Source organism: Treponema ruminis, from assembly GCF_014201975.1.
Classification (GTDB): domain Bacteria; phylum Spirochaetota; class Spirochaetia; order Treponematales; family Treponemataceae; genus Treponema_D; species Treponema_D ruminis.
In genome coordinates this window covers 352,982-372,571 of sequence record NZ_JACHFQ010000003.1, presented here as the reverse complement: position 1 = coordinate 372,571, position 19,590 = coordinate 352,982, and the positions used below count along the sequence as shown (strand labels likewise).

Annotated in this window: 16 protein-coding genes; all 16 read left to right on the top strand. The window is 46.9% G+C overall.

Translation table 11 applies throughout. The annotated features are described in order from the left end of the window. The first annotated feature begins 20 nt into the window (after nucleotides 1-20). The 16 genes from recJ (at nucleotide 21) to thiI (ending at nucleotide 19,491) form a co-directional block, all read left to right on the top strand. Nucleotides 21-2,171, top strand: coding sequence for a single-stranded-DNA-specific exonuclease RecJ (gene recJ, locus HNP76_RS06005; RefSeq protein WP_184658491.1), 2,151 nt, complete (start codon nucleotides 21-23; stop codon nucleotides 2,169-2,171). A 155-nt stretch (nucleotides 2,172-2,326) separates the two neighbouring features. Then, the gene (locus HNP76_RS06000; RefSeq protein WP_184658489.1) at nucleotides 2,327-3,277 is read left to right on the top strand and encodes an MBL fold metallo-hydrolase; all 951 of its coding nucleotides are present in this window, start codon (nucleotides 2,327-2,329) and stop codon (nucleotides 3,275-3,277) included. Between the two features lie 55 nt (nucleotides 3,278-3,332). After that, nucleotides 3,333-3,530 (top strand): DNA-directed RNA polymerase subunit omega, encoded by a 198-nt coding sequence (locus HNP76_RS05995; protein ID WP_184658487.1) that lies wholly within the window; start codon nucleotides 3,333-3,335, stop codon nucleotides 3,528-3,530. 265 nt (nucleotides 3,531-3,795) lie between these two features. Further along, nucleotides 3,796-5,736: a 1-deoxy-D-xylulose-5-phosphate synthase gene (gene dxs / locus HNP76_RS05990; protein ID WP_184658569.1), complete on the top strand. Its 1,941-nt coding sequence runs from the start codon at nucleotides 3,796-3,798 to the stop codon at nucleotides 5,734-5,736. A gap of 30 nt (nucleotides 5,737-5,766) precedes the next feature. Next, nucleotides 5,767-6,588 carry a dihydropteroate synthase gene (gene folP / locus HNP76_RS05985; protein WP_184658485.1) on the top strand — a complete coding sequence of 274 codons (822 nt, stop codon included), beginning with the start codon at nucleotides 5,767-5,769 and terminating at the stop codon, nucleotides 6,586-6,588. Nucleotides 6,589-6,660: 72 nt separating this feature from the next. Next, on the top strand, nucleotides 6,661-7,476 hold the full coding sequence (gene cdaA / locus HNP76_RS05980; RefSeq protein ID WP_184658483.1) for a diadenylate cyclase CdaA: 816 nt from the start codon (nucleotides 6,661-6,663) through the stop codon (nucleotides 7,474-7,476). Beyond that, nucleotides 7,454-8,488, top strand: coding sequence for a CdaR family protein (locus HNP76_RS05975; RefSeq protein ID WP_184658481.1), 1,035 nt, complete (start codon nucleotides 7,454-7,456; stop codon nucleotides 8,486-8,488). Before cdaA ends, HNP76_RS05975 begins: the two co-directional genes overlap by 23 nt. After that, nucleotides 8,485-8,883 (top strand): holo-ACP synthase, encoded by a 399-nt coding sequence (acpS, locus tag HNP76_RS05970; RefSeq protein WP_184658479.1) that lies wholly within the window; start codon nucleotides 8,485-8,487, stop codon nucleotides 8,881-8,883. The genes HNP76_RS05975 and acpS overlap by 4 nt, the downstream gene beginning before the upstream one ends. A gap of 1 nt (nucleotide 8,884) precedes the next feature. Further along, the gene (locus tag HNP76_RS05965) at nucleotides 8,885-9,805 is read left to right on the top strand and encodes a DUF2225 domain-containing protein (protein ID WP_184658477.1); all 921 of its coding nucleotides are present in this window, start codon (nucleotides 8,885-8,887) and stop codon (nucleotides 9,803-9,805) included. Nucleotides 9,806-9,831: 26 nt separating this feature from the next. Further along, nucleotides 9,832-10,614, top strand: a complete 783-nt coding sequence (gene truA, locus HNP76_RS05960) for a tRNA pseudouridine(38-40) synthase TruA (protein WP_184658475.1) — start codon at nucleotides 9,832-9,834, stop codon at nucleotides 10,612-10,614. Further along, a complete protein-coding gene (locus HNP76_RS05955) occupies nucleotides 10,614-11,366 on the top strand; it encodes a uracil-DNA glycosylase (protein ID WP_184658473.1) in 753 nt (250 codons plus the stop codon). The genes truA and HNP76_RS05955 overlap by 1 nt, the downstream gene beginning before the upstream one ends. Further along, complete coding sequence (priA, locus tag HNP76_RS05950; protein ID WP_184658471.1) at nucleotides 11,363-13,465, top strand: replication restart helicase PriA; 2,103 nt, start codon at nucleotides 11,363-11,365, stop codon at nucleotides 13,463-13,465. Before HNP76_RS05955 ends, priA begins: the two co-directional genes overlap by 4 nt. A 17-nt stretch (nucleotides 13,466-13,482) precedes the next feature. Beyond that, the gene (locus HNP76_RS05945; protein ID WP_184658469.1) at nucleotides 13,483-14,706 is read left to right on the top strand and encodes a glycosyltransferase; all 1,224 of its coding nucleotides are present in this window, start codon (nucleotides 13,483-13,485) and stop codon (nucleotides 14,704-14,706) included. 32 nt (nucleotides 14,707-14,738) lie between these two features. Then, the gene (locus HNP76_RS05940; RefSeq protein ID WP_184658467.1) at nucleotides 14,739-16,445 is read left to right on the top strand and encodes a hypothetical protein; all 1,707 of its coding nucleotides are present in this window, start codon (nucleotides 14,739-14,741) and stop codon (nucleotides 16,443-16,445) included. A gap of 12 nt (nucleotides 16,446-16,457) precedes the next feature. Then, the gene (locus HNP76_RS05935; protein WP_184658465.1) at nucleotides 16,458-18,302 is read left to right on the top strand and encodes a hypothetical protein; all 1,845 of its coding nucleotides are present in this window, start codon (nucleotides 16,458-16,460) and stop codon (nucleotides 18,300-18,302) included. 22 nt (nucleotides 18,303-18,324) lie between these two features. Beyond that, nucleotides 18,325-19,491 carry a tRNA uracil 4-sulfurtransferase ThiI gene (gene thiI, locus HNP76_RS05930; RefSeq protein ID WP_184658463.1) on the top strand — a complete coding sequence of 389 codons (1,167 nt, stop codon included), beginning with the start codon at nucleotides 18,325-18,327 and terminating at the stop codon, nucleotides 19,489-19,491. The last annotated feature ends 99 nt before the right edge of the window (nucleotides 19,492-19,590 follow it).

Here is a 19,590-nt window from a genome sequence, read left to right as displayed (position 1 = left end):
ATTCTCTAGGCGGAAAAATCATGAAAAACTGGATTAAAAAGAGAATTTCGCGCGAGGATGTCAGCGCTTTATATGATAAATTCGGCGTGAATGCGCTCACGGCTTCAATTCTGGCCCGCCGTGGAATAACAGAAGGAGGGGACGTTCAGTTCTTTCTGGAAGATGACCTTCGCTTCATGCACAATCCCTTTCTTTTTGCCAACATGGAAGATGCAGTTGACAGAATTCTTCAGGCAAAGGATGAGGGCGAGAACGTTTTGATTTTCGGTGACCGTGACGTTGACGGAATCACTTCCACAGCCCTTCTTTATGACTGCCTCACTTCACTTGGAATCAACGTAAGCTGGCGGCTCCCCGGCGGAACTGACCCCTACGGCCTCAACAAAAATGCCGTCGACGAATTCGAGAAAAATTTCGGCTCCCTGGTAATTACAGTTGACTGCGGAATTTCCAATGTCGAGGAAATCGCCTACGCCACTCAAAAAGGCATGGACGTAATCGTAATCGACCACCACACGCCGCCTGAAGTTCTTCCAAGTCCTGCAATCATCGTAAATCCAAAGTGCGAGGATTCTGGCTATCCATTTAAAGACATTTCCGGCTGTGCCGTTGTTTACAAGGTCGTTTCGGCCCTGCGCTTTGCGGCAAGCGGGCTTTACAAGAACGAGGTCGCACTTTTAGCGGCAACAGCTTCTGCAAACGGCGATGAGTGCACGATTGAAGTCCTCAAATTGCAGAATCTTGTCGAAAAAGGCAGCCTAAAAGTTACTGTCCGCGCCGGAACTTCAATTTCCGACACCAGGCTGGTGGACTTTCTTCGCGGCCAGCAGATTTTTGTCTGGGATGAAAAGACAACGTCTTCTTTGCTTGCCCAGATTTTCGGAAGCGGGGCAGAGTTCAACTTTATGGACTTACGGGGCGAGGTTGCAAAAGTTTTCCCTTCGATGGCAGCAGAATCCCTTTCTTCCCTCAAGTCAAAGTCAAAACTGGCCCGCTACAACCCGGAGCAGAATTCAGAAATCAAAGGTTTCTTCAATATATTCGTCACTTTTGTAAACGCCCAGCTTTCAAAACAGTTCCCTTCTTATGCAAAGGCAAATGAGCGTGACTTACAGCTTGTGGCGCTTGCGGCTCTTGCGGACATCATGCCGCTCAAAAACGAAAACCGCATTTTCATCCGCCACGGAATCGCTTCAATGAACAAGGGAAATGCCCGCGAAGGCTTGCGTGAGCTTCTTTCAATGCAGGGCTTGCTCGGAAAACGGATTAACGCGACTGACTTGTCATGGAACATAAATCCTGCCCTGAATGCGACAGGCCGTCTGGGTCAGCCGGAAATCGGTCTGGAATTATTTTTGGAAAAAGACGCAGCTAAGCGCACTGAAATCGCCCAGAAAATCATTGCCATGAACAATGAGCGCAAGGCTCTGGGCTCAGAGGGCTGGAATTTTGCGGCACTTCAGGCCAAGGACAGCATTCAAAAATACGGCGGAAAACTCTGCGTTATTATCGATGATTCAGGCCAGCAGAAAATCAACCGGGGTGTTTCGGGCACGATTGCAGGCAAGCTGGTCAATCTCTACGACATTCCTTCGATGGCAATCACATTCGTTGACGAAAACGCAATCGGCTCAATGCGAAGCTGCAGGGGCTTTGAGGTCCTTTCCCTGCTGGACAAAATGGCTGATCTCTTTGTAAGTTACGGCGGTCACGCTTATGCGGCGGGCTTTACCTTCAAAAAAGACCGGCTGCCTGAATTCCTTGCGGCACTGGACAAATTTGCCCCTCAGATTGAGCTTTCAAATTCCGAAGCCGAGCAGATCAACATCGATGCTGAAATCCCCAACGATTACCTCAAGCCTGATTTGCTTACTATCGTTGATGATTTTGAGCCTTACGGAGAAGAAAACCGCGAGCTTACCTTTATGAGCCGCAACCTTCGTATTTGTGACGCGGCCGTCATCGGAAAGACCGAGCGCCAGCACCTTAAGCTCACGTTCGATTTGGGAAAGACCAAGTGGCCTGCGATGTTCTGGGGAGGAGCAGAAAGCCTTCACCGCGACTTTGACAAGGGTGATAATGTTGACGTTCTGTATCAGGTGGGGCGAAACTGCTATAACGGCGTGGAAACTCCCCAGCTGATTATCACGGATATTCGGAAAAGCCTGTAATAATTAGCAATTAGCAATGTGCAGTTAGCAGTAGGGCGTTCCCCTTCGGGGCGGGCTTTTCGCACTTCCGCGCTAACCGCGCTCCATACCGCAAGCGGTACTGCTTCGCAGGTGCTACAATCCCTAACGCTTAAAACTATGATGAGGAAAAATTATTGTCAGTTACAAATGAACAGCTTGTGAATCTTACAGCTCATATTTCTTATTTCAAAATGCCTACAAACCTGGGATTCATTCAGTTTGTTGATAGGGCTGGGGAGAAGTGCATTTATATCGTTGATTCCGGGAATGATGAGACAAACGGGGCCAGAATTCTTGATTTTATCCGCGAGAATTTTTCTGATTACAAACTCAAAGTAATCCTGAACACTCATTCCCATGCTGACCACTGCGGCGGCAATTCCTTTCTTGTGAGGAATAGCCGCTGCCAGGTCTGGGCTTCAAAGGGTGAGGCCTATCTCATGGAATTCCCTGACATTGAGACTCAGCTGGTCTGGGGCGGCACTCCGATTCATGACATTCGCTCAAAATATCTTCTTGCGGAAGCCTGTAAGGTTGACCGGGTTTTTGACGGAGAGGAAGAAATCGAGCTTCCTTGTAAAGAGGGCAAAATTTCCCTCAAAGTGATTTCTCTTCCGGGGCACTATCTTGATCAGGTGGGATTTTTGCTTACTGACACGGACGGAAAGAGCGTTCTTTTTGCAGGCGACGTCCTTTCAGGCAGGAATTCAATAAAAAAGCACTGGATTCAGTATCTGCTGGACGAAACAAAAACAAAAGACTCCCTTTTTAAAATTTCCAAGATTGACGCTGATTTTTACATTCCGGGGCACGGCGATATTGTTAGTGAAATCGAAGGAATTGCCGAACTCAACCTGCTTGCAATTCTTGAGACCGAGGACATGATTATTGACGAGCTGAAAAAGCCCAAAACGATGGAAGAACTTTTGAAAGCCGTAGCCGACCGGAGCAACATCACGCTGAAGACCAGCCAGTACTGCCTTATCGGAAGCACCCTCCGCTCCTATCTCAGCGGCTTGTACGAGGCTGGAAAAATTTCTTATGTAATCGAAGAAAATAAAATGATTTGGAAATCGATTTATTGACATAAAACGCATCTTCTTATAGAATATACTAATCACTTTAAGGGGTAGTTATATAATGATTTTTCCTTTGGAAAAGACCGTAAAGTTTAATGGTAACATTTATGAGGCCACAGTTGCAGCAAGCCACCGTGCTTATCAGCTGGCTATGGTTAAAGATGAGCGTATCGAAGAGAATGACGGAAAGGTCGTTTCCCTCGCCGCTAAACAGCTTTTCAATTCTGAGGTTCAGTACCGCCGGATTGAAGATAAATAAGGACAAAACAAACTGCCCTTGACGAAAGAGCTGTTTTTGTTGATAATAAATCTAAATCGAGACTAAGGAGTGCCATCGTGCCTTGTGGAAAAAAACGAAAGCGTCAGAAGATTGCAACACATAAGCGAAAGAAGATGCTTAGACGAAACCGACATAAGAGTAAGTAATAGTTTGACAGCGATTTAGCTAAAAAGCTATTCATTCTTTGTCAAAAGAGACCGCCAAAGTTTTATGACTTTCAGCGGTCTTTTTTTTATGGAGAACGATTACGATTCTTTCAAAAATTACATCTCCGTCTGACTTAAAAAAAGTTTCGGAAAAAGACTTGCCGAAGCTATGTGATGAAATACGAAAGCGGATAATCGAAACCGTCGCAAAAAACGGCGGTCATCTTGCCAGCAATCTGGGCGTGGTTGAGCTTACCCTGGCTCTTCACCGGGTTTTTGAAAGCCCGGAGGACGCGATTATCTTTGATGTAAGCCATCAGTGCTACACTCACAAACTTTTGACGGGGCGTTATAAAGATTTTTCTTCTCTCAGAAAGCACGGCGGCATTTCAGGCTTCACTCGCCGTGATGAAAGCCCTCATGATTATTTTGATAACGGTCATTCTTCCACTTCAATTTCCCAGGGGCTTGGTCTTCTTGCGGCCTGGGATAAAATCGAAGAAGAACAGAGGGCTTTAGGCCGTAAGCCAAAAAGCCGCAAGGTTGTCGTAGTCATCGGCGACGGAGCTTTAACTGGCGGTCTTGCTTACGAGGCTCTGGCCCATGCAGGTCAGCTTTCCAAAAACCTTATCATCGTTTTAAATGACAACCAGATGTCGATTTCTCCAAACAACGGTGCGATTTCGCGTTATTTAAGCTCGCTCACAATGACCGGCTTTTACCAGCGCTTCAGGTATTTCGTTGACGGCATCGTTGATAAAATCCCGAATTCAAAAAGCCACATCGGAAAATTCATTTACAGATTCAAGCGTGCCATTAAAGGCATGTTTTTGAGCAATAATTTCTTTGCGGACCTGGGCTTTGAGTATGTCGGTCCCCTTGACGGTCACAATATCAAGGAACTTGAAGACAATCTTCGTCGTGTACGCCGTCTTCCCAAGCCTGTTATCGTTCACATCCTCACCAAAAAGGGCAAGGGCTATTCTCCTGCCGAAAATGATCCTTCCAGCTTCCACGGTGTCGGTCCCTTCCAGATTTCAGACGGCAAGATGGAAAAATTCGACACCTTAAGCTTTACCGAGGCTTTCAATAACACCCTCATGGCTCTTGCCCAGAAAAACAATAAAATCATGGCCATTACGGCTGCCATGTCAAAGGGAACAGGCCTCGACACCTTTGCCCGCCATTACCCGGACCGCTTCTATGACGTTGGAATCGCCGAGGAACATGCGGTTACTTTTGCCGGCGGACTTGCCTGCGGCGGAATGATTCCAATTGTTGCGATTTATTCCACATTCATTCAGCGTGCGATTGACCAGATTATTCATGATGTAGCCCTTTCAAATCATCATGTAGTATTTATGTTTGACCGGGCCGGTGCCGTTCCCCAGGACGGTGAGACTCATCAGGGCATTTTTGACATAGCCTTGCTTCGTCCGGTTCCGAACATGACCATTCTTTCTCCTGCGACTGCCCTTGACTTGAGCCTCTGCCTCATGTGGGCTGTGAACGCCAAAAGACCTGTTGCAATCCGCTATCCAAAGCTTTCCTGCCCAAGCGAGCTTGCTCCATTTGAGGGCGAGTTAAAAGAGGGGCGGGGAGTCCTGCTTAAAAATTCTGACTTTGCTCCAAACCTCAGCCTTGATTTTGATGAATCTGCGGCTTCTGAGGGCTCTTCTGCCAAAAAAATGCTCTTAGTCTGCACTGGCGGCATTTTTGATGAAAGTTTGATTGCGGCCCGAAATCTTCTTCAGAAGGGAGTTAACACTGATATTTATTCCCTCCGCTTTATCAAGCCTTTCGACGAAAATTACTTCCTTTCTCTTGCAAAAAATTATGATGAAGTTGCCGTGATTGAGGATGGAGTTAAGACCGGCGGAGTGGGCGAGTACATTGAGAACCTTCTTTTTGAGCATGATTTCAAGAACGTAAAGGTTTTCGCTTTCCCGGAAAAATTCTTTGGCCAGGGAACTAGGGCTGAGGTCTTAAGTGATGCAGGTCTTTCTGCGCGAAAAATCGTGGCTAATCTTCTTGCCTAGTTAGTCTATCGGTGATAATCTCTTTTCATCATGAAAAGCCTGAATTTAAAAAATCGTACTATTACCACTGAATTGCCAGCCTTTGTTATGGGAATCGTGAATGCGACTCCTGATTCTTTTTTTGACAAAAGCCGAGGCGGTGTTGATGACGCCCTTCGCCTGATTGATGAAGGTGCTGACCTTCTTGACATTGGCGGTGAATCTACCCGGCCCGGAAGTGAATATGTTAGCGCAGAAGAAGAAATCCGCCGGGTCATTCCTGTCATTGAGGGAGTGCGTAAAGTTTCTGACATTCCGATTTCTGTCGATACCCGAAAATTTGAAGTCATGAAGGCTGCTTTTGAGGCCGGAGCCGATATCCTCAACGATATTTCTGCCCTTGAAGACGATGAAAGACTGGCTCCCTTCTGTGCTCAGGTAAAAATTCCCGTGATTTTGATGCACAAGCGGGGAAATCCTTCGACCATGCAGAAAAACACCGTCTATGAAAATGTTTTTGACGAAGTGAACGAATATCTTGAGGCCCGCGTGGAATTTGCCCTTGCAGCCGGAATTGAAGGCGGAAAAATCTGGCTGGACCCGGGAATCGGCTTCGGAAAGAATATGGATGACAATTTTGAGCTTATCCGCCGCTGCGGTGAATTTCTGGAAGGAAAATATCCCCTTCTCATGGCCCTTTCCCGCAAAACCTGTATCGGTCAGGCGACCGGCCGGGAAGTTGCAGACCGTCTTTCAGGCACTCTTGCGGCGGACTTGCTTTCGGTGGAGAGAGGGGCTTCAATGATCCGCGTGCACGACGTAAAGGAACATGTCGATACTCTTAAGATTCTGAGCCAGGTGAGCAAAAAATAATCTCTGTCAATCTGCCTTAATCTGTGGTTAAATTTTGCAATATAAGTTATAATATTTGGCGGAGCTATTTAATTGAACGCTTTTGACGGATTACAAACAGTTTGGAACCTTATTCGCCCTATTATCGATGTGGGCATCATGACTTTCCTGCTTTACAAGGCGTATCAGATTATCGTCAAGACAAACGCCATGCAGATTATCAAGGCAGGGATCATGGTCGCGCTTTTTTACGCCTTTGCCTTCCTCTTTAAGCTTTCAACCCTGCTTTGGATTTTGAACAAGCTCGCTCCTGGCTTTGCAATTGCCTTTGCAATCATCTTCCAGCCTGAGCTGCGCAAGGTTTTCCTTAAAATCGGTCAGAATGAACTTTTTACCTTTGGCAACCGCTCCCGCCACACTTATGTTGATACGGCAGTCGTTGCTGCTGAGACCCTTTCAAAACTCAAAAAAGGTATGCTTGTTGTCTTTACCCGCCACACCAGGCTTGATGACATCATCGAAACAGGTACAAAACTCAATGCTGATATTTCTTCGGCCCTTCTGGTCACGATTTTCGGTCATGAAACACCGCTTCATGACGCCGCCTGCATCGTTCAGAACGGAAAAATTCTGGCGGCCGGCTGTTTCCTTCCTTTGAGCGAGCAGTTTGACATCAGAAAGACTTTCGGAACCCGCCACCGGGCTGCCCTTGGTCTTGCCGAAACTACTGATGCCGTCGTACTTGTCGTTTCAGAAGAGACCGGCGCAATCAGTCTTGCTTACGACTCAAAACTTCACTACGACTTAAAGCCCAGCCTGGTCACAAAAATGCTGGAAAATCTGCTCGGAGTTTCTGCTGCCCAGCGCACAATAGAGGACACAATCGATGAAAGCAAAGCAAGTATTTGATAAACTGATTGAAAACTGGCATATCAAGGCGATTTGTTTTGTTATTGCTCTTTTTCTCTATGTGATTTACCAGAATCAGAGCGTTGACAGCAAGGTTTTCTCCGTTCCCCTCACGGTTGAGTCAAAAAACGGCTTCGTTTCAGTCGCACCCCATCCCCGCACTGTCGTCGTTTCTGCCCGGGGAAAGGGCGAGGAACTTGCCCAGGTCCGTGAAAGTGACCTAAAGGCTTATCTTGACTTGAATTACGTTTACAAAGACGGAGTCTATGATTTCCCTGTCCTGATTACTCTTTCGGATTCTGCCAGCATCCTCAATCCTCTTGAGCTTAAAGTTACGCCGGAAATTGTACGGCTCAGGGTTGAAGAAGAAGTCACTTCCTATGTTGATATCATTCCTTCTATAAGCGGCAAGGCTGCCTACGGTTATGATGTCAAAAAAGTTTCAGTTTCTCCAGACCAGATTGCAATCACAGGCCCAAAGACAATGATTGACAACTGCGAGCCCCTTAAAACTCTGAACGTCACGACAAACGGAGCAAAGAGAAGCTACACGGTCAAAACAAAGGTGGAGCAGAAAGGTCTTTTTATCAAGCATGATGACATCGAAGTCGCAGTAACTGTTGAAATCGAAGAACTTGAAGGAAGCAGGCAGTTCACGAAACTTCCTGTAAAAATCGTAAACCTTTCGCCGGAACTTGAAATCCGCGCCATGACTACTGATGTTACGGTTACCCTCAACGGTTCCCTTGCGGCCCTGGAAAATTATAAGCCGCCTGAGTCTTTCGTTACGGCAGACGTTTCTCATATTGCATCGGCCGGCACCTTCTATATCGATCTTGCTTATTCAGTGCCCAAGCGCTATTCACTTGCCGAGGGCTACACCAAAAATATTCCGATTACTTTCACTTTAAAGCAAAAATCTGCTCCTGAAAGCCCGGAAGAAGAAAAGGTTACTGTCCTTGAAAATGCCGGCAGCCTCGAAGAAAAGACGGAGAAGCTTAAATACCGATGATGTTTGGAGTTGGAACTGACATTGCCAAAGTTTCTCGTTTTGAAAAATGGGTAAAAAATCCTGAGATGATCAAAAGGTTTTTCAATGAATGTGAGATTGTCCAGGTCGAAGAAAGTCTGATTGAAAAAAGGCTTCACTTTCTTTGCGAGCATTATGCAGCCCGTTTCGCGGCCAAGGAAGCTTTTGCAAAGGCTCTTGGAACTGGCTTTGTGGGTCTTGAACTATCAGATTTTGGCATAAAAAAAGACGAAAATGGCAGGCCGGAATTCTTTTTCGGGTCAAAAACTGCCGATATAATAGAAGAAAAGTGTGGAAAAGGGTCAAAAACCTTCGTTTCCATTTCACATGAAAAAGAATATGCTGTATCATTTGTAGTAATAGAAAAGGGAGTGTAAGATGTACAGAAAATCTGCAAAAAAAGAAGAAGATCCTGATAAAAAGCCCAAACTTTCTTACTGGTCCAAGACCAAGTGTATCTGCCCGGTCTGTCAGCGTCCTTTTGAAAAGGAAGAAATGCTCACAGGCAGCGGACGAATGAACGCCGGTGACTTGACCGATGAGCTTCACAGAAAATACATTCCTTCTGAAAAATATGGTGCGGTTTATCCTTTGATTTATGCCGTTGGTGCCTGTCCGCGATGTCATGTTGCATTTTTGTGGAAGGACTTTGAGGACATCAAGGATCCTGCTTCAATCGATGCCCTTCGTGACGACGACGAAAACCGCAAAAAGAAGGTTGAGGCAATTTTCCCTCATTATGAGCTGACCCGCGAAAGAAATCTTTTGGACGGCGCTGCCATGTATTATCTGGCCCTTCTTTCCTATGAAAAGGTAGATTTGGCTTATGCTCCGACTTTCAAGCGCGCCATGATTTCCCTGCGCCTTGCCTGGATTTGCAATCATTTGAACGAAACAATTCCCGGCTACAACTATGATTACATTGCAAAACAGTTCTATCAGAAGGCAACTTTCTTCTATGAGCAGACCATGATTAATGAGATGAGCCGGGTTGAGTCATTTTCTCCGGTCAGCAACTTCGGTCCTGACATCGATAAAAACTACGGCTATGACGGCATGATTTACCTGATCGGCCTGCTCGAATTCAAATACGGCCAGACAGATGATCTGCCCCTGCGCTATAAAAAACTTGATGCGGCAAAAAGAGCCATTGCGCGTGGCTTTGGTTTGGGTAAGTCTTCAAAGGCAAAACCAGGCCCTCTTCTGGAGAACGCGCGAAACCTCTACGATAAAATCACGGACTTGATAAAAGAATCGAACACGATTGATTTCAGTGACGATGATGATGACGAAGAATAATTAGCAATTAGCATGAGAAATTAGCAATGAGAAATATTCTTCTTACAGTCTCCTATGACGGCACGGATTTCTGCGGCTGGCAGAGGCAGGACAAGAGTGATCTTGGAAAGCCCGTCCGAACCGTTCAGGGCGAAATCGAAGCTGCCCTTGAAAAACTGCACAAGCAGCCTGTAAAACTCACTGGCAGCGGACGAACTGATTCGGGCGTTCATGCCTTTGCCCAGACGGCCAATTTTTTTTCTCCGATAGACTCAATTCCTGCTGAGCGCTATGTCCCGGCACTAAACGCATTTTTGCCGGATGATATCCGCATTGTCGGCTCAAAGGAAGTGGACGAGGATTTTTCATCAAGATTTTCCGCCACAAGCCGCACTTACCGCTATTTTATCCACACCGGCAATCCTTTTGCCAGCGAAATGCGTTATGTCTGGCCCATTCACCACAAGCCGGACCTGGAAAAGCTCAACAAAATGGCGGGCTACTTGAGGGGCGAGCTTGACTGTGCTACTTTTGCGGCGGCCGGGGATGCAAGCCTTTCGACTTTCCGCTACATTGAGGACGCGCATTTTTATGCCGATCCAAAAAATCCGGAAGTCATTGTCTTTGAGATTACGGCAAACGCCTTTTTGTGGAAGATGGTCCGAAGCCTCACTGGCAGCCTGATTTTCTTTGAAAAGAGCAGAAGGGAGCCTGAATATTTCAAGGAAGTTTTGGATTCGCATGATCGCAGCAAGGCAGGTCCCACGGCTCCGCCAACAGGCCTCTTCCTCTACAGCGTAAGTTTTGAGGGCGAAAGGAGACACGTTTAATGACGAAAGACGAAAAGACTAAAATATACAATCTGCTCAAAGCCGCCTCGGATAATCTCTGCGGCTACTTTTCACCTGATTTTGCAGGCGATGTGCCTGAATTTTCAGATGATCCCGAAATCAGCAATGAGAAATCAGCAAGTAGCAATCAGGCTTCTTCTCAGCCGGAGCTTGCTTCGGATTCAACTCTTTCTCACATCAACAAGAAAATCTCTGAGTGCAAGAGGTGTGGCCTTTGTGCTGGCAGGCGTAATGTCGTTCCGGGAATGGGCGTTCCTAATCCCTTTGTGCTAGTAATAGGTGAGGGCCCCGGCGAGGAAGAGGACAAGCAGGGAAAGCCCTTCGTCGGGCCTGCCGGTCAGCTTCTGGACAAAATGCTGGGCGCAATCGGACTTTCCCGCGACAAAAACTGTTATATTGCAAACATCGTAAAGTGCCGTCCGCCTATGAACCGTAATCCCCTGCCGGAAGAAGCCGATGCCTGCCGGCCTTTCCTTGACGCCCAGATTGCGGCCTTAAAGCCAAAGGCGATTTTGTGTGCTGGCAGCGTTGCGGTCAAAAATCTCTTCCATACAAATGACGGCGTGATGAAGCTGCACGGTCAGGTTCTCGACTTCAAGGGAATTCCTGTCGTCACAACCTGGCACCCAAGCGCCCTTCTTCGTGCCCCGGAGAACAAGCGCCCGGCCTGGGAAGACCTCAAAGTCTTCAAGAACGTGCTTCTGGGAATCGAACCTGATTATTGTAAATGAAACGCTTCCTTCAGGTCGTATTGAATATTCCTCTCAACCAGTCCTTCACTTACCTTGACTTGGAAAATCCGGACGGAAAAAGCCGGGTGGGATTTCGTGCGGACTTGAAATTCGGAAACCGCCGCATGACGGGCTTTATCGTCGGCGAAAGTGAAAGCCTTCCTGCTGACTGTCCGGTTGAAGAGGCTAAAATCCGGCCCATTCTCAGACTTTTGGACGAAGAGCCTCTTTTTGACAGTGAAATTATTGAGCTTGCGAAGTGGATTTCCCATTATTATCTTTGCTCGGTGGGCGAGGCAATTTCCTCGATGCTGCCGGGCGGCCGTCGTGAAAGTGATGCGGGCGGTTTTTCTTTCCTTGAAGAGACTCCCGACACCAAGGCGCGCACTTTGAGTGACGAGCAGCAAAAAGCGGTGGAAGAGATTTTGGGAATTAGCAATGCAAAGGGGGAAGTCTCCCCCTCGGCTGCAATGGCTTCGCCATTTCCGCCTACCCCCTCTGCGGGAGTTACCAGCAACGCCCCAAACTTACATTATCTTTATGGTGCTACCGGCACTGGCAAGACCGAAGTTTTTATGCAGGTTTGCGAACGGCTTTTGGCGCAGGGAAAGGGCGTGATTTACCTTGTCCCGGAAATCGGACTTACTCCCCAGGTGACACAGGCTGTCGCTTCGCGATTTGGGAACACTGTTGCCGTCCTTCACTCAGGACTTACTCCCAGCCAGAAGCTTTCTGAGTGGCGTAGGATTTTGAACCGGGAAGCCCGCATTGTAATCGGAGCCAGGAGCGCAGTTTTTGCTCCCCTTCCAGACCTCGGCATGATTATAATCGACGAGGAACATGACGGCTCCTATAAATCCGGGAATACCCCCCGCTATCACGCAAGGCAAGTGGCAATGTACCGCTGTGCCAGAAAGCAGATTCCCCTTCTCATGGGAAGCGCGACTCCGAGCGTTGAAGCCTGGAATATGATGAAATCAGGCGGAATCCAAAGGCACGTCCTCACCCGGCGTCTTGCAGGCGGTGCCATGCCACAGGTCAAATGCGTAAACCTCACAGGGCTTTCCATCGACGGCGCGATTTCTCCTGTCTTACAGAAAGAAATTGAAGCAACTCTGGCCGAAAAGAGGCAGACAATACTTTTTTTGAACCGCCGCGGCTTTACTCACTTTTTCCGCTGCAATTCCTGCGGATTCGAGCTCAAGTGCAAGAACTGCTCGGTTTCGCTCACTTTTCACAAGGCCGAAAAACGCCTCCGCTGCCATTACTGCGGATATTCAGTTTCTCCGCCCCAATCCTGTCCTGAGTGCGGCTCCCTTGATGTGGGCTATTCTGGCTTCGGCACGGAATTCATCGAAAACGAAGTAAAGGCAAAATTCCCCAACGCCCGCATAGTCCGCGTGGACACGGATTCAGTTTCCCACAAGGGCGAGCTGACTGAAAAAATCGATGCCTTCAAAAAAGGCGAATACGACATCATGCTGGGCACCCAGATGGTTGCAAAGGGACTCAATTTCCCCAACCTCAAGCTGGTCGGCGTAATCCTTGCGGACACAGGCCTTCACATGCCGGATTTCCGTGCCGCAGAAAAAACTTTTGCCCTTATTACCCAGGTTTCGGGTAGGGCAGGCCGCTTTTTCCCCGACGGAAAGGTTTTGGTTCAGACTTATTGCCCGGATTCTGCCCCCATTGCCTATGCCGTGGCCGGAAAAACCGAGGAATTTTACGAAAGTGAAATCCAGACCCGGCAGATGCTTTCTTTCCCGCCCTTTGCAAGAATCTTGCGCATGGTTTTCCGCGCTCCATCTGAGGCGCAGGCCCTATCTGGAGCTAACGGAGCGGCTTCGATTCTCCATCAGATTTTGCGCAGCCTTTTAGCCAGACCCTCAAAATTCCAGGAATCTGCAAAATTCACTGAAATCTTAGGACCTGCCGAGTGTCCTCTTTCAAAAATCGCGGCCAATTACCGCCAGCAGATTATTTTACGCGGTCCTTCAGTCTCCCTTCTTCAGTACATGGCCCATACCTTTGCAGAAAATTACAAGGCTCCGGGTGAAGTTTATATTGAGTACGATGTTGACCCAGTATCGCTTCTTTAGGTAAAATTATAGACTATATGAAAATCGCGATGTTTACTGATGCATACTATCCTCGCATTAACGGCGTCACAGTTTCTGTTCATTCCTATGCAACCGAGCTTGTGAAATTTGGTCACACAGTCTGCATCGTTTGCCTCGAATATTCCGAAGAACAGCAGCGCAGTTCCTTTTTTGATGAAAAAGACAGCGATGAAAAGTCTCCCTTTAAGATTGTGCGTATACCCTCATGGTCATTCAGCGCAATTTCAAAAGAAGACCGGGTAGCCCGCTTTGACAAATGGCGGCGGGTCAAAAAGGCAATGAAGGAATTTCAGCCTGACGTAATCCATATAAATTCAGAATGGGTCATAGGCTATTTCGGCGCCCTTTATGCCCTTCATTATCACGTTCCCTTTGTCTTTACTTTTCATACGATGTGGGAAGATTACCTTGCAAATTATGTGAATTTTCTTCCAGATGCAAGTCTCCGCAGAATCGGCCGTTCTGTCGTAAAATTCTATCTCAAAAGGGCTGATTTGATTATTGCCCCCACCAAGAAAATTGCCTCGGTCGTTCATGATTATGGAATCCAAAAGCAAGTTGAGATTCTTCCGACAGGAATTCCAGACAGCCGGGAAAAGTATTCCCTCATCCGCCAGACGGCAATCGGCCTGCAGCTTTCAAAAAAATGTCCCCAGCTCAAGGGTAAAAAAATCCTGCTTTTCGTAGGCCGCATCGTAAAAGAAAAAAATCTTTCCTTCCTTTTCGATGTCCTTGAAAACGTGCAGAAAAAGCTGCCTAAAACAGCCCTGCTTTTTGTTGGCGGCGGTCCATATCTTGATGAATTAAAGTTGATTTCGGAGCAGAGAAAACTGTCAAAGTCAGTTGCTTTTGCAGGCTACATTCCTTCTGCTGATCTGCCTTATTTTTACAGACAGGCTCAGGTTTTTGTCTTTCCAAGCAAAACGGAAACTCAGGGACTTGTCACTGTTGAGGCCATGCTTTCGGGGCTTCCGGTTGTTGCAATCGGCGAGCTCGGCACTGTTGATGTCATGCAGGGAGACCACGGCGGTTTCATGGTTGGTGACGATGTCGGCCAGTTCAGCGATAAAGTCATCGAACTGCTTAAAAATCAGCAGCTGCGCAAAAAAAAGTCTCAGGAAGCACTGGAATGGGGCAAAAAATGGAAGATTTCAGCCCTTACCCCGCGTCTGGAAGAATGTTATGAGCGGGCAATGCTGATCCGGAAGGCAAAAGGTTAATAGAATCTTCCCCGCTAAAATAGGAGTTTTTTATGAAAAAGTTTTTCTTTTTATTGATTTCACTTTTCACTTTTCATTTTTCGATTTATGCCCGCGGAGAGCAGGAGCTTGTTCCTTGCGGACACTGGATTTATGATTCGATTCTTGCGATTTCACTTGATTCCGGCATCGTGAATTTTGCAGACTGCGCACCATATTCAATTCAGGAACTTAAAGTTTACCTTTCTGAAATTGATTATGATTCCCTGAGCGAAGCTTCAAAAGTTGAATACGACAAGATTTTCGAATATTTTGATGAGGAAACAAAACTTTCAATCGGCTATGACATTCTTTCAATCGGAATGGAGCCGAGCTTAAATATTTCGGGCTTCGGCAAGTCTTCTTCGGACATTGACTGGGTTTTTGACCGCTATTCAAGAAAGCCTCTTTTGGATGCACCTGCAACAATTACAGCCGGTGATTACGCCACCCTCAGCATGGACACTTATCTTGCCCAGAACCGGGGAATGACTTTGCACAATTACAATTATACAAACGTTCCCCTTGCTGCCGATCAGATTGACATTGAATTCCCGGACACTGGCTATTTTTCAACAGGCAAAATGCTGACTGAAAAAACTGGCTTCGGTTTTCAGCTCGGAAGCGGCTCCCGCTCAGTCGGAAAAACTCTGACAGGCTCAATGATCTGGTCTGACTACCTTACAGGCGTCGCCTATGGTCAGATGGAATTTTACAATCCTGTCTTCAAGTACACAGGCTCTGTTTCTCAGTTCAACGTAGACAAGTACCTCTACGCCCATCAGATTGACGTCCGTCTTTTCAAAAAACTTCAGGTCACTTTCCTTGAGGGGCTTTTGGTTTATGCGCCGATGGAGCTCCGTTTCATGAATCCCTGGACGGTTTTCCATGGCTTTGCGGCCTGGCGTGATTACGATTCTTCTGCCGATGATACTGAATCCCACACCTGTGACTATTTCGGCGTAAAATTTCAGTTTGCTCCGGTCAGAAACCTTCGCTTCTACGGACTTTTTGCAATGACTCAGTTCCAGACTCCATTTGAGACAAGCAATTTTGAGGAAGATTCCACTCCAAACGGACTTGGACTCCAGGGCGGCACTGACTTTTTCATTCCAGCCGCAGGGGGAAGATTCCGCTTCTCCATCGAAGGAAGCTGGGCAGACCCTTATCTTTACATAAAGGAAAGTCCAAACTGGTCAATGGTCCGCACCTACAGCGAAAACATCGGCGATTACTCAGTCTTTTACGAATGGCTGGGCTCTCCTTTCGGTCCGGACACGATTTCCGCAGAGTTGAAGATGGGCTATGAAGTTCCGTCAAAATGGTCTGTCGATTTGATTTATCTTTACATGGCCCGGGGCGAATATTCAGGCTCTTCTGTTTTCAATCCAGATGTTTGGGGCGGATCAAAACGTCCTGATGATGGAAAAGAACTTGGAGACAGAAGCCGGTCTGCTTACAGCTGGCCTTTCCCGGACACTTACGCGGGCGAGGAAAATCAGAGTTACCGAAAGAGCCTTCAGTCACTTGCAAGTCCGAGCGGTACTCCTGAATACGTAAACAGACTTTCTCTTCGTGCAAGCATCAAGCCGGCTGATTATCTGACCTTTGTCTTGCAGCCAAGTTATGTCATGATTTTCAACAGACACAATCAGCAGGGTGAAAATGTTAAGGGATTTGAAGTCGCAGCTGCCCTCAACTTGAATTTTATTAAATTTTAATAGGAAATCTGAATGAAAAAATTTTTCTATCTCTCTTGCGCCCTTTTTTTCTTTGCTAATCTTGCATTTTCTCAGACCAGCGTTGAAATTAACGATTCCTTCTATAATCAGGCCCAGGTCTGGGAACTCAGGGCTTTGACGAGCACCTTGCCCCAGCTCAGGCCTTATCCTGTGAACGTCATCAAGCGTATCCTCAACGATGTCATTGAAAATGGTTCTGAAAAGGATGTGGAAGTGGCAAAAGCTGAGTACGAGCGGATTTTTGAAAAGCCCTGGTCTCCGTATTTTAAGGCGACCGGCGGTGCAAAATTCAGCAAAAACAAATTTGACTCAGAATCCGAAAACAAGATAAACAAGGATTTTCACACTGAAATTGGAATCGGTGGCGATGCGGCCCTTCATGATTTGGTCTGCGTGGGCTACAAATTCGGCATTTACGGCCAGAAAAATGATTTTGCAGATCATTCTCCGCTTTACACAATTATGGAAGAAGACTCAATTTTTGACCCTGTTGATGCAGGTCCCCTTACGGCTTACCTCAACTGGAACATGAATCTTGCAGTCGGAAATGAATGGGTCTACGGAAGCGGCGGCATGAACCGTCTTGGTTTCGGAGTCTTTCATGGTGACGGACTTGCCTTGAATGATGCTGGCTATCATTCTGCCAACATCACTTTTAACACTACAAGCGAAAAATGGAGCTATGCTTCGGCCTATGAGACTATCGGCGTCACCAGAAACATGGGAAAAGAGGCTACAGACGGAAACAACTGGCTGGAATCTGGCAAGTATCTTGCTTTCCATGCCCTCAAATGGCACGCTTTTGAAAAATTCAACCTGACTTACTATGAAAACATTATTTTCGGCCCCTATAATAATCTTTCATACATTTCTCCGGCTCCCTACTATGCGGTTCAGAATATCGGCGGTGCCAACGACAATCTTCAGATGGGCCTGCTTTTTGAAATCAAGCCGGTCAAGGGCTTGAACTGGGCTACAGATTTTTTTGCTGACGACATTGAACTGAACGAGGTTTTAAAATTCAATTTTGACACAAAACTCCGCTTCGGCTTTCAGTCCGGCCTGATTTATGCTCCTGAAGATTCAGTATGCTCAAAAATTTCTTTCAATTATACTGCAATCATGCCTTATGTTTACGCCCACTGGCAGTATGATGACGCAAATTCAGGCGGCTTTACAGGAAAAACCTGGAACCGCCAGAATTACACGAACAGCGGAATCAACATCGGTTCTTCACTCGACCCGAACTCTGATAAAATTTCTTTGACAGCGACATTGAAGCCTTACAAGAATCTTTCGGTCAATCTTTTCGGCAATTTCATCCGCCATGCCAACGGTGCTGAAGATTTCTCGGATGATGAGGCGGCTGAATACATGCTTGCAAAAAGCGGAACTTACGCCACAAACGGAACCCTTTATATGAGCCAGATGTTTTCAAGACCGGACAAGGACAGCGGCGGTCATGTCGATTCAGCCTGGGAAAAACTCGGTTTCATGACCAGCGAGCACAAAATGTATGTGGCTCAGCTGGGAGCAAATGCCGAATACACTTTTGCCCGCACAAAATACGGCCGCTTCAGCCTCTGTGCAGGCTACACCTTCGAGTACATCAAAAATAACGGAGTGAACAATCACCTCTACCGGGGCGGCCTGGACTACACGGCAAATGACGACGGCACATTCTCAGCCGGTGGAAACACTTATTTGTCATGGGAAGATTTGAAAAAATCATCTTATGTGCAGAATGCAATTAAGGAAGCCCGGGAAAACTGGGCAAAGCAGCTTTACGACAGCGTAAACAACTACGTCAGCGTGTCGATGAAATACAGTTATTAATTAGCAATTTACGGAGCAAATTATGGAATATAGCAAATTTTATATCGGAAAAATCGGCGAGCTTATTTTAAAGGGCTCTAACATCAAGATATTTGAGAAGCAGCTTGTCCGCAATACCAAGGCTTACCTTAAAGATGTCAATGCCCGGGTTACCTTGCAGGCAGGCCGCCTTTATGTTGAATGTGACGAAGAGGCTCAGGAGAGGGTAGAATTTGCACTTTCTCACCTGATTGGAATCACCGGCTGGGCTGAGGCCGTCATTGTCGAAAAAAATATCGAGGCTATCAAGCAGGAAGTTTTGAATGAGGCCATTAAAGCCCGCGATGCCGGAGCAAAGACATTTAAGCTTGAGTCCCGCCGAAGCGACAAGTCTTTCCCTTATGACCATTACGGAATCTGCTCGGAAGGCTCAAGCCTTGCCTACAATCAGAAAATACTTGATGTCGATGTCAAAAATCCTGATGTCGTAATCATGGTCGAGGTTCGTGACCGCTGCTTCGTTTACTCAAACAGAACTAAAGGCCGCCGCGGATTGCCTGTTGGCGTGAGTGGAAAGGGACTTCTTCTTCTTTCTGGAGGCCTTGATTCCCCGGTTGCAGGCTACAGAATGCTGCGCCGCGGCATGACAATTGACTGCGTTTATTTCCACGCCTATCCATACACAAGTGATGAAGCCCGCGAAAAGGTCGAGCACCTTGCAGAAATCTTGAGCGGCTACGGACTTAGAATTCACATCAACACGATTCCCTTTACCGAAGTTCAGATGCAGATTAAAAAGAAGTCTCCTGAAAATTACACGACCCTCATGCTCCGCCTCTGCATGATGAAAGCCGCAAACATGCTGGCAGAGCGGATCGGGGCAAGCTGCCTGATTACGGGCGAAAGTCTCGGGCAGGTTGCAAGCCAGACAATCGAAAACATGAGCTGCACAGAAAGCATGGCCGAGTATCCTCTTTTAAGGCCTCTGGTCGGCACGGATAAGGAAGAAATCGTCGAAATCGCCAAGGAAATCGGAACTTACGAAACATCAATTCTGCCATACGAGGACTGCTGCGTTCTTTTCAGCCCCCGCCATCCTGTCCTTCGCTCAAGTGTTGAGGAAGCCCAGAGAATTTACAAGGAACTTGAGATTGACGATCTGGTCCGAGAAGCATTTGAAAAGCGCGAAATCAAACTTTACGAGGTCTAATTTCCCGGTAAAATCTTAAATATTCCGCACTTTTTAAAAATTTTTTTTGGATTTTTCTGACTTTCTTTCATTTGCATTGCCGAAAATCGAATTTTTTTG